Consider the following 14,211-nt stretch of genomic DNA (forward strand, 5'->3'; position numbering starts at 1 on the left):
ATTCTAGGCCGCCCGTCAAGGTCACCCCCCCTGGGCTAGACTGCGCGCCGTTCCAAAAACCCCCTGCCCGAGACTCACTTTCATGGCCGTAACCGAAGCCGCGCTGCTGGACGCGCTCAAGACCGTCACCGACCCCAACACGGGCCGTGACTTCGTCACCACCCGCCAGCTCAAGAACCTGCGCGTGGAAGACGGCGACGTCAGCTTCGACGTGGTGCTGGGCTACCCGGCCAAGAGCCAGCTGCAGGCGCTGCGCCGCGCGCTGATCAATGCCGCGCGCACGGTGCCCGGCGTGGACAACGTCAGTGCCAACCTCAGCGTCGAGATCACGGCGCACGCGGTGCAGCGCGGCGTGCAGCTGCTGCCCAAGGTCAAGAACATCGTGGCCGTGGCCTCCGGCAAGGGCGGCGTGGGCAAGAGCACCACCACCGTGAACCTGGCGCTGGCGCTGGCCGCGGAAGGGGCCCGCGTGGGCATCCTGGACGCCGACATCTACGGCCCCAGCCAGCCGATGATGATGGGCATCGAGGGCCGCCCCGAGAGCGCCGACGGCCAGACCATGGAGCCGCTGGAGAACTACGGCGTGCAGGTCATGTCGATCGGCTTCCTGGTCGATGCCGACAACCCCATGATCTGGCGCGGCCCGATGGCCACGCAGGCGCTGGAGCAGCTGCTGCGCCAGACCAACTGGACCGACCTCGACTACCTGATCGTGGACATGCCCCCGGGCACCGGCGACATCCAGCTCACGCTGAGCCAGAAAGTGCCGCTGACCGGCGCCGTGATCGTGACCACGCCGCAGGACATCGCGCTGCTGGACGCGCGCAAGGGCCTGAAGATGTTCGAGAAGGTGGGCGTGCCCATCCTGGGCGTGGTGGAGAACATGGCCGTGCACGTGTGCTCCAACTGCGGCCATGCCGAGCACATCTTCGGCGCCGAAGGGGGCAAGAAGATGGCCGCCGAGTACAACGTGGACTACCTGGGCGCGCTGCCGCTGTCCATGGGCATCCGCGAGCAGGCCGACAGCGGCCGCCCGACGGTGGTGAACGACCCCGACGGCGAGATCGCCGGCATCTACAAGGCCGTGGCGCGCCAAGTGGCGATCAAGATCGCCGCCAAGGCCAAGGACTTCAGCAGCAAGTTCCCCACCATCACCATCTCGAAGAACAGCTGAGGCGAGGGCGCCATGAGCGACAGGCCGTCGGTCCGGGTCGCGGTCCTGATGGAGCGCGAGCACCAGCCCAACCGCTGGGAGGACTGGCGGCACCGCATCGCCGAGGTCGTGCCCGACGAGGGCGCCTTCGGCCCGGAGCCGCGCCTGCTGCGCGACGACGGCAAGACGGCGCGCTTCCTCTTTCCCGGCTTCGAGCTGGAGCTGTTCAAGGACGAGTGCGAGGGCTACTACCTCAACCTCAGCTCCGGCGCGCCGGTGTGGTTCGTGATGTGGCGCGTCGATGACGAGGACCCGTCGAAGGCGCGGCCCGAGATCGTAAGCGTGTCCTACAACGAGGCCGGCCGCTGGCTCGACGCGCAGGAGCGCGTGGACAACGTGCCGCTGCCGGCCGAACTGCGCGACTGGCTGCAGGCCTGGGTGGACGAGCACTACCGCCCCGAGCCCAAGAAGCGCCAGCGCCCGGCCTCGTTCCAGCGGCCCGAGGACCGCGGGCGCGGCGGCGGTCACGGCTGAGCCGGCGCACGCGCCTTCATTCGGGCCCCTTGCCCGGAATCACCCGGACCTTTCCGGACCCTTTTTCCGTCCTTCGCAGCAGGAGTAACGCGCATGGCCGAAGACGGCTTCTTCTCGCGCTGGTCGCGGCGCAAGACGCAGGTGGCGCGCGGCGTGGAGCCGGCCGAGCCGGCGCCGGCTGTAGATCAGTCCGTTCGTCCTGACCCTTCGATACCTCAGGGCAGGGTCCGGCCTGAGGCCGGATCGAAGGACGAATCCGACAGGCTGGTGCGCCGCCCGGGTGACGGCGCCGCACCTGACCCGTTCGCACTGAGGTACCGAAGTGCGAATCCGCCAGGCAGCGATGGCAGCGCTCCGGCAGGGGCCGTTCACCCTTCGATACCTCAGGGCGAACGGAATACGGAACCCCCGCCTACGCTGGCCGACGTGGCCGAACTCGGCCGGGAGTCGGATTACTCACGCTTCGTCGCGCGCGACGTGGCGCCGGACGTGAAGAACGCCGCGCTGCGCAAGCTGTTTTCCGATCCACACTTCAACGTGATGGATGGTCTCGACATCTACATCGACGACTACGGCAAGCCCGACCCCATCCCGCCTTCGATGCTGCGCCAGCTGGCGCAGTCGAAGATGCTGGGCCTCTTCGACGACGAAGAGGACAAGGACAAGAAACCGAACGACGACCCCGCGGCGGCCGCGCCCGCCGCGACCGAGCCGGCCGACGCTGCCGCCGCGTCCGAGCCGCCTCCAGGCGCGGCCGCGGATGCCGCCGCGCCGGCACGGCCCGACCCGGCGGCCGAGCCGCCCTTGCTGAACACCACCGCACCCGATGAAGACGCTGATCTGCAACTGCAACCGCACCATGCCGCTGGACGGCCCGGCCCTGGCCCGGGCCCTGCCGCAGGCTGAGGGGCTGCAGACCGTCCACAACCTGCTGTGCCGCCACGAGGCGGTGCAGTTCCAGCGCGCGGCCAAGTCGGCCGCGTCCGCCGGCGAGCAGCTGCTCGTGGCCTGCACCCAGGAGAAGCGGCTGTTCCTGGAGCTCAATGCCCAGACCGAGGGCGCGCTGCCTGCCGACGAGCAGCCCATCCGCTTCGTCAACCTGCGCGAGAGCGGCGGCTGGTCCAGGGACGCGCGCGCGGCCACGCCGAAGATGGCTGCGCTCATCGCCGCCGCGCAGCTGCCCGACCCCGACCCGGTGCCCACCGTGAGCTACCGCAGCGCTGGGCGGCTGCTGGTCATCGGCGCGGGCGAGGCGGCCGAGCGCGCCGCGGCGATGCTCTCGGACAAGCTCGACGTGAGCCTGCTGCTGAGCGAGCCGGGCAGCGCGCTGCCGCAGGCGCGCGAGCGCCTGGTGCACGCCGGGCGCGTGACGCAGCTCAGCGGCTGGCTCGGCGCGTTCCAGGTGCGCTGGGAGGCGGGCAACCCGATCGACCTGGACCTGTGCACGCGCTGCAATGCCTGCGTCGATGCGTGCCCGGAAGGCGCCATCGGCTTCGACTACCAGGTGGACCTGTCGCGCTGCACCTCGCACCGCGCCTGCGTGAAGGCCTGCGCCGTGGCCGGCGCGATCGACTTCAGCCGCCAGCCGGAAAGCCTGTCGGACACTTTTGATTTGGTGCTGGACCTGCGCAGCAGCCCGGCTTTCACGCAGCACGCCTTGCCGCAGGGCTATTTCCACGCCGGCGCCGACACGGCCAAGCTGTTCGACGCCGTGCTGAAGCTGCGCGAGCTCACCGGCGAGTTCGAGAAGCCCAAGTTCTTCCAGTACAAGCAGAAGCTCTGCGCCCACAGCCGCAACGAGCGCGTGGGCTGCGACGCCTGCGTGCAGATCTGCTCGGCGCGCGCCGTCTCCAGCGAGCTGGGCACCACGGGCGGCATCCGCGTCGAGCCGCACCTGTGCGTGGGCTGCGGCGCCTGCACCACGGTCTGCCCCACCGGCGCGCTGGCCTACAGCTACCCGGACGCGCCCACCACCGCCAAGCGGCTGCGCACGCTGCTGACCACCTATGCCCGCGCGGGCGGGCGCGACGCGGCGCTGCTGCTGCACAGCCAGGGGGCGGGCTCGAAGCTGCTGGGCGAGCTGGGGCGCGCGGCGCGCACCGACGCCAGCATTCACGGCCTGCCGGCGCGCGTGCTGCCGGTGGAGCTGTGGCACACGGCCAGCGTCGGGCTGGAGCTGTGGCTCGCGGCCAAGGCGCAGGGCGCGTCGCAGGTGTTCGTGCTGCTCACCGACGAGGAGGCGCCCGAGTACCGCACCGCTTTGGCCGAGCAGGCCGAGATCGCCAACACGCTGCTGCAGGGCCTGGGCTATGCCGGGTTGCACGTGCAGCTGCTCGAAGCCCGCGACGCGCGCGACCTGGCCGCTCTCGACGCCGCGCTGCGCAGCGCGCCGCCGGCGGCCGGCGTGCGCTTGGCCGCGACGTTTGCGGCGCAAAGCGACAAGCGCGCGACGCTGGAGCTGGCGCTGGAGCACCTGCTGGCGCAGGCGCCGCAGGCGCTGCCCGAAGCCATCGCGCTGCCCGCGGCCAGCCCGCTGGGCACGATCGAGGTGGACACCGGCCGCTGCACGCTGTGCCTGAGCTGCGTGGGCGCCTGCCCGGCGGCGGCACTGGCCGACAACCCCGACAAGCCGCAGCTGCGCTTCATCGAGAAGAACTGCGTGCAGTGCGGGCTGTGCGCCACCACCTGCCCGGAAGACGCCATCACGCTGCAGCCGCGGCTGTGGCTGGCCGACGAGGGCAAGGCGCGCAAGCAGGCGCGCGTGTTGAACGAGGCGCAGCCCTACGGCTGCATCCGCTGCGGGAAACCCTTCGGCACGCTGCAGGCGGTGGAGGCCATGCTCGGCCGCCTCGCCGGCCACCCGATGTTCCAGGGCGACGCGCTGCAGCGGCTGAGGATGTGCGGCGACTGCCGCGTCATCGACATCTACAGCAATCCCAACGAAACGCGGATCACGGACCTGTGAACAAGCAAGACGACCTCCAGGCCCTGAGCCTGGCCACCATGGACGACGCCGAGGAGCTGGCGCGGGCCGAGGTTTACGGGCTGCTGGCGCGGCTGTGGTGGGCGCCGCCGGACGAGGCGCTGCTCAAGCAGTTCGCCGTCGCGGTGACCGAGGCACCGCAGCCGGGCAGCTTCCTGGAGGCGCCGTGGCAGGCGCTGGTGGCGGCCATGCGCGCCAGCAGCGCCGAAGGCGCGGCGCAGGAGTTCGCGGCGCTGTTCGAGGGCACGGGCAAGCCCGAGGTCTTCCCCTACGGCTCGTACCATGTGGCGGGCTTCCTCAACGAGCGCCCGCTGGTGGCGCTGCGCGACGACCTGGCGCGCCTGGGCCTGGAGCGCGACCCCGCGCGCGGCGAGACCGAGGACCACGTCGCCTGCGTGTTCGAGGTCATGCGCTTCCTCATCGCCGGCGACGACGTGGCCGTGTGCAACCTGGAGCAGCAGCGCCGCTTTTTCCGCGCCCACGTGCAGCCCTGGGTCGAGAAGCTGTGCGACGCCGTGCTGGCGCAGCCGCGCGCGCGGCTCTACGCCGCGCTGGCCAGCTTCACGGCCGCCTTCATGCAGGTGGAAACACAGGGCTTTGACCTGATCGAGTAGCCGCCGCCAGCGCCGGCACGGCGTCGGCGGCCGAAGGCGGCGCGCCGGCCGGGCGGCGCCGGCGCGCCAGGTAGCTGGTGTAGGTGAACTTCTCGTGCAGGTAGGCCTCGATGGCCGCCAGTGCCTGGCGCGGGATGCTGGTGAAGCGCAGCCCCATCACGAAGCCGTTCTGCTTGCCGCTGAACACGATGTTCATGACCTGCGTGCGCGCCATGACGGTGTGCGCGCCGCTCGGGATGGCCGGCACCACCAGCCGCACGCCGCACACCAGGTACAGCGGCAGGTTGACCGGCGCCACCACCCGCAGCCCGCCGGCGCTCAGGTCCAGCGTGCGCGCCTCGACGATGCGGTGCCCGTGCAGCAGCAGGTGGGTCGTGCTGGCGATCAGCCCACGCTCATGCGCCCGGCACTCGCTGGACGAGTTCCGGACGTCGGTGAAGGGACGTGAGGCGGGCATGTCGGCGGCAGGGGAGGGCGGCCGCTGGATACCGCATCGCGCGGCACCCGGCCAAAGGAAACCAGGAGGGCGTGTTTATACCGCCCGTTACTTTCAGTTTCCCGTCAAGGTTTTGTGGTCCGTGACGCAGTTGGCTTCCGGGCCGGTTGGCACGACGCGCCGGCCACCGCGGCGGGCCGTCACCCGGCTCAGGCGGCAGCCTGGGCCGCGGGCGCCGTCCCGGGGCCGCTGTCGTGGCTGGTCTCGTTGACGCTTTCGTCGCCGGACCCGGTTTCGACCCCGGACGGGGGCTCGGCCGCGGGCTGCGCCGGCTGCAGCGCCGGGGCCGGCGGCCGGACGGCCGCGCCGCTGCCGCCACCGAAGGCCTTGTGGGCGCTGCGCTCCTGCAGATAGGCCTGGAGGGCGGCGGTCGAGGCCTCCGGGATCGAGGTGAAGCGCAGCCCGATGACGAAGCCGCCGGCCTTGCCGCTGAACACCAGGCTCACGACCTCGACTTGCGCCGTGACGGTGCGCACGCCGAAAGGAATGGCGGGAACGAGCAGCCGCACGTCGCACGGCGTGCCGGGCGCGATGCTGCCGGGCACGACCAGCTGCAGCCCGCCCAGGCTGATGTCCTGGGTGCGCGCCTCCACCAGCCGACCGCCGGGCAGGCGCAGGTGCACCGTGCTGGCGAAGCGCGCGCGCGGATGGCGGCGCGCGGCGACGCCCGACTGGACGTGGCTGGCGAAGTCGGTGGAGGCGGACATGGCGGCGGCGTGCGGTTGTTCTCGAAAGCGCCGCGATTGTTCGGCCGGGCCGCCGCGCGGTTGTTACGTGACCGTCAAAGCCGGCGCCGCGGCGCGGCCGCGTCAGTCCTCGCCGTCTTCCCGCGCCGCCAAGCGGCGCCGGCGTGACGGCGGCTCGCCTTCGAACTTGTTCCAGGTGGCGCGGAAGGCCTGCATGCTGCCGAAGCCGCAGCGCTCGGCGATGTGCTCCAGCGACAGCGCCGAGCCCTGGACCAGCCGGCGCGCCAGGTCCATGCGCAGCTCGGTCTGGTAGCGCTTCATGGTCACGCCGGTCTCGGTCTTGAACAGCCGCGCCAGGTGCCGGGTGCTGAAGCCGGCCCTGCGCGCCAGCGCCTCGCCGGTCCAGGGGCGGGAGAGGTCGTTGGCGATCTCGTCCTGCATGGCGTGGACGAGCGGGTTGCCGTGCTCGCGCCAGCGAAAGCGCGGGCTCAGCGCCGGGTCGCCGCTGAAGCGGCGCAGCGGCACCACGTTCTCGCGCGCCACGCGCAGCGCGACGTGGTCGCCGAAGTGCTGCGCGATCAGCCTCAGCGCCAGGTCGATGCCCGCGGCCACGCCGGCCGAGGTCCAGAGCCGGCCGTCCTGCACGCACAGCCGGTTCTCCAGCACCTGCGCCGCCGGATGGCGGCGGCGCAGCTGCGCCACGAACTCGTGGTGCGTGGTGCAGGCGCGGCCGTCGAGCAGCCCGGCGTCGCCCAGCAGGAAGGCGCCGGTGCACACGCCCGCCACCGTGGGCAGCGGGTGCGGCGGCGCGGCCCGCTCGCGCAGCCACGCCGCAGCGGCCTGCCAGGCCGGTGCGGCCATGGCCTCGGGGCTGAGCTTGGCGCCGATGACGAACACCACGTCCTGCGCGTCCAGCCGCGCGGGCAGGGGCGCAATGCGTTCCAGCACGACGCCCTGGAAGCTGCGCAGGCGCGGCTCGGGTCCGATGCACTCGATGTCCACGCCCGCGATGCCCAGCTCGGCCAGCGTGCCCATGACCTGCAGCGGGCCCGCCAGGTCGAGCAGGTGCGCCTGCGGCAGCACCAGGAAGTAAACCTTGTTCATCGTCGCGCCGGGCCGAAGGCGGCAGGGCGCGCCGCCTCGGACTTCAGGAAGTGTGTAACTTGAGGTTACGTATTTTCACACGACGCGGCGGCGTGGCGGTGCGGGCCGGGCGCCGGGCGGGCCGCCGTGGCGGCGAGGCAGGGCCCTGGCAGAGCCGACAATCCGGGAATTGTCCCTGGTCAAGCCTGCCTTCCCATGTCCCACGACGACTCCTTCTCCCGCGCGCGCCGTGCCCTGAGCCTGGGCCTGCCGGGTGCCTTCGCGCTCGGCGTGCTGGGCGCGCTGCCCGCGCGGGCGCAGTCCTGGCCCTCGAAGCCGATCCGGCTGGTGGTGCCGTTCCCGCCCGGGGGCGCCACCGACGTGGTGGCGCGTGCCCTGGGAGAGCGGCTGCACGCGCGGCTGGGCCAGCCGGTGGTGATCGACAACAAGCCCGGCGCCAGCACGCTCATCGGCGCCGACGCCGTGGCCAAGGCGCCGGGCGACGGCCACGTGCTGCTGCTGTCCGGCTCGAGCACCTACAGCGTGGTGCCGGCGCTCAAGAGCCAGCTGCCCTACGACCCGAAGAAGGACCTGGCGCTGGTGGCCATGGTGGCGCGCGCGCCGCTGGTGCTGGTGGCCGGGCCGGCCACGCCGGTGAAGTCGCTGGCCGAGCTGATCGCGCTGGCAAAGGCGAAGCCGGGCGAGGTGACCTATCCGACCTTCGGCCCGGGCTCGGCGCCGCACCTGGCCGGCGAGCGCTTCTCGGCCGAGGCGGGGGTGAAGCTGCTGCCCATTCCCTACAAGGGCAGCGCCGCGGCGGCGCTGGCGGTGGTGGGCGGCGAGATCGCCATGGCCTTCGACACCATCGCCTCGGCGGCGCCGCACATCAAGGCGGGCAAGCTGCGCGCGCTGGCGGTGGTGGACTCGGCCCGCTCCAGCCTGCTGCCCGACGTGCCCACGCTGGCGGAGCTGAAATACCCCAAGGCGACTTTCGAGGCCTGGTACGGCGTGGCCGCGCCCGGCGCCACGCCCGCGGCGGTGCAGCAGGCGCTCGCACGCGAGCTGGCCGCCGTGCTGGTGCTGCCCGAAGTGAAGGAGAAGCTGCTGGCGGCCGGCCTGGAGCCGCAGTTCTCCGACGCCGCCGCCTTCGCCGCCAAGGTGCAGGCCGAGACGGCGGCCTACGCGGCGCTGGGCAAGCGGGTGGGGATTTCGATGGATTGAGCCACGCCGCCTTCGCGCACTGCGGTCCGGGGAACTTCGACCCATGGCATCCCGGCAGCCACGACGCTTCGCACCCTGATCCGTCATTCCGGCGAAAGCCGGAATCCACGCGCACCGTGGCGGCGGAACGGCTGACGTGGGCACGTGCCGGCGCCGGCCAGCGAGGCACCCCGGCATTCGTGGATTCCGGCTTTCGCCGGAATGACGAAGCAGTAGGCGCCATGCCCGTGCTGTCGGGATGCTGATCGCTTTCCACTTTCCCCGGACAGCAATGCGCCTGCGCGGGCATGACGCAAATCGTTCAGCCTCGCGAAAGCGCCGGCTCAGTCCGGCTTGATCTTCGCCCGCTCGATCACCGGCTTCCAGCGCTTCTGCTCCGCGGCGATGAAGGCGGCGAACTCGGCCGGGGTGCTGCCCACGCTGAGGGCGGCCTCGGTCTTGAAATGCTCCTGCGCCGTGGCCGTCTTGACGGAGGCCGCCGCGGCCGGGGCCAGCCGCTCCACCGCCGCCTGGGACAGGTTCGCCGGCGCCAGCAGGCCGTACCACTGCGTCATCTCGAAGCCCGGGAAACCCTGCTCGGCCACGGTGGGCACGTCGGGCAGCTGCGGGATGCGCTGCGCGGTGCCGGTGGCGATGCAGCGCAGCTTGCCGGCCTTGATGAACTGCAGGATCGCCGGCGCGCCCACCGACGCGGCGTCGAGCCGGCCCGCCATCAGGTCGGTGAGCATCGGGCCGGTGCCGCGGTAGGGCACGTGCAGCATGAAGCTGTCACTGGCCATCTTGAGGTACTCCATGGCCAGGTGGCCGGCGCTGCCGTTGCCGGCGCTGCCGTAGTTCAGGCGGCCCGGCTTGCTCTTGGCCAGCGCGATGAGCTCCTTGAGGTTCTTCACCGGCAGGTCCGGGTGCACCACGTACAGGCTGGGCACCTTGGCCAGCAGGCTCACGGGCTTGAAGTCCCTGGTCGGGTCGTAAGGCAGCTTCGGGAAGATGTAGGGGTTCACGGCCAGCGTGCCGATGTGGCCGAGGATGAGCGTGTGCTGGTCGTCCGCGCGGGCGACCTCGCCCATGGCGACGTTGCCCGCAGCGCCGGGCTTGTTGTCCACGAACACCGACTGGCCCAGCAGCCGGCTCATCTCCACGGCGCTGGAGCGCGCCACGATCTCCGAGCTGCCGCCCGGCGCGAAGGGCACGACGAAGCGGATCGCCTTGCTCGGCCAGGCCTGCGCGGCGGCGAGTCCGGGCCACAGCGCGGCCGTGCCGGCGGCGCCGGACAGGGCCAGCCAGCGGCGGCGGGTCAGGGAAAGGTCGTTGTTCATGGCAAGCAGTCCTGCATGTAGCGCGCGGGCGCGTGGTCCCGCAGGAGGCGCGCCGCAGCGGCGTCGCCCAGCGCCCGGCGCACGGGCGCCAGGGTCGATTCGTAGGCCGGCAGGGCCTCCGGGGAAAAGCTGGTGTGCGGCCAGTCCGAGCCCCACAGCGTGCGCGTGCCGAAGAGCTCGGCGGCACGCGCGATGGCGGGCTCCAGCGCCGCGTAGGGCGCCACGGCCTGCAGCCGGTACCAGCCCGAGAGCTTGATCCAGGCCCCGCCCGCGGCCAGCGCGGCCGCCGCGCGCCAGGCCGGGTCGGTCGCGGGCAGCGCGGCGTGCAGGCCGGCGAGGTGGTCCAGCACGAAGGGCACGCCGGCCTCGTCCTGCAGCACGGCCAGCCGCGCCAGGTCAGCGGCTCGGGCGTACCACTGCACGTGCCAGCCGCGCACGCGCAGCCGCGGCGCCAGCGCGCGCAGCGCGTCGCCGGCGTCACCCTGGTGGCCCACGGGCGACACCAGGTTGAAGCGGATGCCGCGCACGCCGGCGGCATGCAGCTCGTCCAGCGCCGCGTCGCCGACATCGGCCTCGACCACCGCCACGCCGCGGTGCCGGCCGGATGCCTCGCGCAGCGCGCGCAGCATCACGCCGTTGTCGCAGCCGTAGACGCTGGGCTGCACCAGCACCAGGTGGCGCACGCCGTGGGCGCCGGCCAGCGCCTCGATGTCGGCCAGCGGCCGGTGCGCGGGCCGGTAGTGGCCGGGCTGCACCGGCGCGGCGGCGTCGAAGACGTGGACGTGGCAGTCCCAGCCGGTCGCGCCGGGCATGCCGGGCGTGGGGGAGAGGGCTTCGCTCACCGCGTCAATCCCGCGAGATGCGGCGCTCGCGCACCACCCGGCCCCACAGCGCCTGCTGCTGCTGCAGGAAGGCGGCGGCCGCCTTCTCGTCGCCACCGAACACCTCGCCGCCCAGGGCGCGGATGCGGCCCAGCACCTCGGGGTCGGCCATGGCGCCGCGCAGCGCCGCGGCGAGCTTCGCGCGCACCGCGGCCGGCGTGGCGGCGGGGGCGAGCACCGGGTTCCACTCCAGCACCTCGTAGCCCTGGAGCCCGGACTCCTCCAGCGTCGGAATGTCGGGCAGGGAGCGCGTGCGCAGCTTCGAGGTCACGGCCAGCGGGCGCAGCCGCTTGGACTGGATGTGTCCCAGCGCCGAGGCCACGTTGGCGAAGAAGAGGGGCACCTGGCCGCCCATCACGTCGGTCATGGCCGGGCCGCCGCCGCGGTAGGGCACGTGCGTCAGCTCGACCTGCGCCCGCTGCTCGAACAGCGCGCCGGCCAGGTGTTGCGCGGAACCGTTGCCCGAGGAGGCGTAGGCGAGGCGGCCGGGCCTGGCGCGGGCCAGGCGGATGACGTCGGCCACCGACTGCGCCTCGAAGCCCGGCGTGCACACCAGCACGTTCGGGAAGGTGGCCAGCACCGCCAGCGGCGCGAAGGCCGTGGCCGGGTCGTACGGCAGCTTGCCGTCGAAGAGCGCCGGGTTGACGGCGTAGCTGGAGGCGTCGAGCAGCAGCGTGGTGCCGTCGGGCGCGGCGCGCGCCACCTGCTGCGCCGCGAGCGTGCCGCTGGCGCCGGGCTTGTTCTCGACCACCACCGGCTGGCCCAGCGCCTGCGCCAGGCGCGGGCCGACCAGGCGCGCCATCACGTCGGCGCCACCGCCGGGCGGGTAGCTCACGACCAGCGTGATCGGCTTGCCGCCGGCAATGGGCTCGGCCGCGGGCGCGGCGCGCGCCAGGGCCGGCGCGGCCAGCAGCGCGGAGGACGCCAGCAGGCGCCGGCGAGTCAGGAGGCCGTCGGAAGTCATGGGCGGTCCTTCAGGTGATGGAGACGGTGTAGTGAAAGGCGTGGGCGTCGCCCAGCGTGGTGCGCGCCTCGATGCAGCGCCCGGCCAAGTCGAAGGCCTGGCGCTGCACGCGGGCGCAGGGGTGCCCGGGGGGCAGGGCCAGGGCTTGCGCGGGCGCGCCGTCCAGGGTGCAGAAGCCGATGACGTCCTGCGCGCGGTGCACGTGCACGCCGCAGCGGCTGGCGAAGAGCGGGTAGAGCAGGTCGCCCCAATCGGCCGGGTCGCCGCTCGCCAGCGTGGAGAAGAGCGGCAGCGGCAGCCAGATCTCCTCGAACAGCCGGGGCTGCTGCGCCAGCAGCCGCAGCCGGTGCAGCCGCAGCGCCGGGGTGCCGGGCGCGATGCCGAGCTGCTGCGCGGCACCGGCCGGCACGGGCAGCGTGTCGCGCGCCAGGATGCGTGAGGCCGGCGCCGCGGCGCCGTCGCCGAAGCGGAAGAAGCGCAGCGGCGAGGCGCCGCTCAGGCCCGGCTTCACGAAGGTGCCGCGGCCGTGGACGCGCTCGATGAAGCCCTGGCCGGTGAGCAACTCCAGCGCGCGGCGCATCGTGCCCAGCGCCACGCCTTGCTCGGCGGCCAGCTGCTGCTCCGCCGGCAGCGCCGTGCCCGGCGGCCAGTCGCCGGCCACGATGCGCGTGCGCAGCGCCGCGGCCAGCGCGGCATAGCGGCTTTGTCCGGGTTCGGCCTGTACGCCGTGCGGGCGGCTCATGCGTGGATTGATCTAGTCCTATAGAGGACTGGAGTATCCGGCCCCCCATGCATGGGGGCTTGTGGAAACTACGCAGCCGCACTGGTGGTGTTTTCCCGGGGTCGGATTGGGGATCGCGGACCCACCGCACCGCGGTGGAGGGCCGAGCCCGTGGGCGCAAGTCCTGCCCGGGGCGGCTGCCGGCGGTGTCCGCTGCCGGACATTGCCCGGGAGACACGCCGTGCCCTCGTTCCGCTCAGCCCTTCTCGCTGCCGCCGGCCTGGCCGGCCTGTGCGCCGCCGCCGGCGCCACCATCGACAACGCCGCGCTGCCCGCCTCGGTGCGGGTGCCGCCGGGGCACGACCTGCGGCTGTGGTCGCTGGCCCAGGGCGAGGTGCGCTGGGCCTGCCGCAAGCAGGCCACGGCCGCGGGCGGCTTCGCCTGGGTGCCGGGCACGCCGGTGGCGCGGCTCTACGACCTGTACCGGCGCGAGATCGGCTGGTCCTTCGAGGGGCCGACTTGGAAGTCGGTGGACGGCTCGCGCGTCATTGGCCGCTCGCTGGCCGTGGCCCCGGCACCGGCCGGCGAAGGGCAGCTGCCGCTGCAGCTGCTGCGCGCCGCCGGCGCCAGCGGGCGCGGGATGATGCGCGGCGTGAGCTACATCCAGCGCCTGAACACCCGCGGCGGCGCGGCGCCGGCCGAGCGCTGCGACGCCCGGCGCGCCGGGCGGGAGATGGCGGTGGCGTACGAGGCGGACTACGTGTTCTACGGGCCGAGGTGAGGGCGCGACGCGGGGCGTGCATCCAGGCGGTGAGCGGCTGCGTATGGAGGGGCGTGCCGGCGGCCGAAGCGCCGCCGCACGTGACGCACCCGCGCAACCTCTGTCCCAGGAGCCACGCCATGACCGCCATTGCCCGCCACTTCGCCCTGTCCTGCCTGCTCGTCGCCACCGCGGCCGCCGGCCCGGTGCTCGCCAACGTGGACAACGCCGCGCTGCCCGCGCCGGTGCAGGTCCCTGCCGGGCACGCCATGAAGCTGTGGACGGTAGGCAAGGGCGAGATCAAGTACGCCTGCCGCGAGAAGGCCGACCAGGCCGGCAGCTATGCCTGGACCTTCGTGGCGCCGATGGCCACGCTCTACGACAAGGACATGAAGGCCATCGGCAAGTACTACGGCGGCCCGGTCTGGGAGGCGGCCGACGGCTCGAAGGTCACGGGCAAGCAACTGGCGGTGGCGCCGGCGGCGGCCGGCAGCATCCCGCTGCAGCTGGTGGAGGCGGCCCCGGCGATGGGCGAGGGCGCCATGAAGGGCGTGAGCTACATCCAGCGCGTCAACACCATGGGCGGCGTGGCGCCCAGCGCGCCCTGCGACGCCCGCCGCGCGGGGGCGGAGCAGATGGTGTCGTACCAGGCGGATTACGTGTTTTATGGGATGAAGTGATATCGCTTCCACTCCGCTGGCAATGAAATTCCCTTCGCCCTGAAGTATCGAGGGGCGGAATCGGCGGGCGCACGGCGCCTGCCGTGCAAATGGAAATATTTCAGAGAAAAGTAGTCGTC

15 protein-coding genes are annotated in these 14,211 nt (G+C 72.8%); 8 read left to right on the plus strand and 7 right to left on the minus strand.

Translation table 11 applies throughout. The features are described from left to right. Positions 1 to 82 precede the first annotated feature (82 nt). From apbC to FJ694_RS15415, 5 genes are all read left to right on the plus strand, one after another. Positions 83 to 1,174, plus strand: coding sequence for an iron-sulfur cluster carrier protein ApbC (apbC, locus tag FJ694_RS15395; RefSeq protein ID WP_157268129.1), 1,092 nt, complete (start codon positions 83 to 85; stop codon positions 1,172 to 1,174). Positions 1,175 to 1,186: 12 nt separating this feature from the next. Then, the gene (locus FJ694_RS15400; RefSeq protein ID WP_157268130.1) at positions 1,187 to 1,687 is read left to right on the plus strand and encodes a DUF3305 domain-containing protein; all 501 of its coding nucleotides are present in this window, start codon (positions 1,187 to 1,189) and stop codon (positions 1,685 to 1,687) included. Positions 1,688 to 1,780: 93 nt separating this feature from the next. Beyond that, entirely contained in the window at positions 1,781 to 2,593 is an 813-nt protein-coding gene (locus FJ694_RS15405) for a DUF3306 domain-containing protein (RefSeq protein ID WP_157268131.1), read from the plus strand. Beyond that, positions 2,514 to 4,652 (plus strand): 4Fe-4S binding protein, encoded by a 2,139-nt coding sequence (locus FJ694_RS15410; RefSeq protein ID WP_232540051.1) that lies wholly within the window; start codon positions 2,514 to 2,516, stop codon positions 4,650 to 4,652. The genes FJ694_RS15405 and FJ694_RS15410 overlap by 80 nt, the downstream gene beginning before the upstream one ends. Positions 4,653 to 4,690: 38 nt before the next feature. Beyond that, the gene (locus FJ694_RS15415) at positions 4,691 to 5,284 is read left to right on the plus strand and encodes a TorD/DmsD family molecular chaperone (protein WP_157268167.1); all 594 of its coding nucleotides are present in this window, start codon (positions 4,691 to 4,693) and stop codon (positions 5,282 to 5,284) included. On the opposite strand, the gene FJ694_RS15420 is transcribed toward FJ694_RS15415, so the two are convergent. From FJ694_RS15420 to FJ694_RS15430, 3 genes are all read right to left on the minus strand, one after another. Next, a complete protein-coding gene (locus tag FJ694_RS15420; RefSeq protein ID WP_157268132.1) occupies positions 5,244 to 5,741 on the minus strand; it encodes a PilZ domain-containing protein in 498 nt (165 codons plus the stop codon). The two genes, FJ694_RS15415 and FJ694_RS15420, sit on opposite strands and share 41 nt — an antisense overlap. A 188-nt stretch (positions 5,742 to 5,929) precedes the next feature. Beyond that, positions 5,930 to 6,487 carry a PilZ domain-containing protein gene (locus FJ694_RS15425; RefSeq protein WP_157268133.1) on the minus strand — a complete coding sequence of 186 codons (558 nt, stop codon included), beginning with the start codon at positions 6,485 to 6,487 and terminating at the stop codon, positions 5,930 to 5,932. A 102-nt stretch (positions 6,488 to 6,589) separates the two neighbouring features. Next, complete coding sequence (locus FJ694_RS15430) at positions 6,590 to 7,570, minus strand: GlxA family transcriptional regulator (protein ID WP_157268134.1); 981 nt, start codon at positions 7,568 to 7,570, stop codon at positions 6,590 to 6,592. A gap of 195 nt (positions 7,571 to 7,765) precedes the next feature. On the opposite strand from FJ694_RS15430, the gene FJ694_RS15435 reads away from it, so the two are divergent. After that, positions 7,766 to 8,770 carry a Bug family tripartite tricarboxylate transporter substrate binding protein gene (locus tag FJ694_RS15435; protein WP_157268135.1) on the plus strand — a complete coding sequence of 335 codons (1,005 nt, stop codon included), beginning with the start codon at positions 7,766 to 7,768 and terminating at the stop codon, positions 8,768 to 8,770. 323 nt (positions 8,771 to 9,093) lie between these two features. Here FJ694_RS15435 and FJ694_RS15440 read toward each other — a convergent pair whose 3' ends face one another. From FJ694_RS15440 to FJ694_RS15455, 4 genes are read right to left on the minus strand one after another with little or no spacing between them, the layout of a single operon-like run. After that, entirely contained in the window at positions 9,094 to 10,086 is a 993-nt protein-coding gene (locus FJ694_RS15440; protein WP_157268136.1) for a Bug family tripartite tricarboxylate transporter substrate binding protein, read from the minus strand. After that, the gene (locus FJ694_RS15445) at positions 10,083 to 10,928 is read right to left on the minus strand and encodes an amidohydrolase family protein (RefSeq protein ID WP_375140220.1); all 846 of its coding nucleotides are present in this window, start codon (positions 10,926 to 10,928) and stop codon (positions 10,083 to 10,085) included. The genes FJ694_RS15440 and FJ694_RS15445 overlap by 4 nt, the downstream gene beginning before the upstream one ends. 4 nt (positions 10,929 to 10,932) lie before the next feature. Further along, the gene (locus FJ694_RS15450) at positions 10,933 to 11,931 is read right to left on the minus strand and encodes a tripartite tricarboxylate transporter substrate binding protein (RefSeq protein ID WP_157268137.1); all 999 of its coding nucleotides are present in this window, start codon (positions 11,929 to 11,931) and stop codon (positions 10,933 to 10,935) included. Positions 11,932 to 11,941: 10 nt separating this feature from the next. After that, positions 11,942 to 12,673 carry a GntR family transcriptional regulator gene (locus tag FJ694_RS15455; protein ID WP_157268138.1) on the minus strand — a complete coding sequence of 244 codons (732 nt, stop codon included), beginning with the start codon at positions 12,671 to 12,673 and terminating at the stop codon, positions 11,942 to 11,944. A gap of 220 nt (positions 12,674 to 12,893) precedes the next feature. Between FJ694_RS15455 and FJ694_RS15460 the strand changes: the two genes are divergently transcribed. Both FJ694_RS15460 and FJ694_RS15465 read left to right on the plus strand, forming a co-directional pair. Next, complete coding sequence (locus tag FJ694_RS15460; RefSeq protein WP_157268139.1) at positions 12,894 to 13,433, plus strand: DUF3455 domain-containing protein; 540 nt, start codon at positions 12,894 to 12,896, stop codon at positions 13,431 to 13,433. A gap of 119 nt (positions 13,434 to 13,552) precedes the next feature. Beyond that, entirely contained in the window at positions 13,553 to 14,092 is a 540-nt protein-coding gene (locus FJ694_RS15465; RefSeq protein WP_157268140.1) for a DUF3455 domain-containing protein, read from the plus strand. The last annotated feature ends 119 nt before the right edge of the window (positions 14,093 to 14,211 follow it).

The organism is Azohydromonas aeria (assembly GCF_009760915.1).
GTDB lineage: Bacteria > Pseudomonadota > Gammaproteobacteria > Burkholderiales > Burkholderiaceae_C > Azohydromonas > Azohydromonas aeria.